A 531-nucleotide genomic window follows, 5' to 3' on the forward strand; every position below is an offset into this window, starting at 1 on the left:
TGAAGCTGATTCACTTGATCTTACTGATGCGCTAGTTGATTGACTTGCAGATACTGATGCGCTAGCTGATTGGCTTGCTGATACTGATGCTGAAGCTGATTCACTTGAGCTTACTGATGCGCTAGCTGATTGACTTGCAGATACTGATGCGCTAGCTGATTGGCTTGCTGATACTGATGCTGAAGCTGATTCACTTGAGCTTACTGATGCGCTAGCTGATTGACTTGCAGATACTGATGCGCTAGCTGATTGGCTTGCAGATACTGATGCTGAAGCTGATTCACTTGAGCTTACTGATGCGCTTGCTGATTGGCTGGCGCTGACTGATGCTGAAGCTGAAGCTGATTCACTTGCACTTACTGATGCGCTAGTTGATTGGCTTGCTGATACTGATGCTGAAGTTGATTCACTTGAGCTTACTGATGCGCTAGTTGATTGGCTTGCACTTACTGATGCTGAAGCTGATTGACTAGCACTTACTGATGCGCTAGTTGATTGGCTTGCAGATACTGATGCTGAAGCTGATTGGCT

At 46.1% G+C, this 531-nt stretch carries 1 protein-coding gene; it reads right to left on the reverse strand.

Going from position 1 to position 531, the window contains the following annotated elements; translation table 11 throughout:
• Positions 1 to 531: hypothetical protein (locus tag HF881_RS10375; RefSeq protein ID WP_206283227.1), on the reverse strand; the 531-nt coding region annotated here is incomplete at both ends.

The sequence above is a fragment of the Streptococcus sp. WB01_FAA12 genome (assembly GCF_012843315.1).
In the GTDB taxonomy this organism is placed as follows: domain Bacteria; phylum Bacillota; class Bacilli; order Lactobacillales; family Streptococcaceae; genus Streptococcus.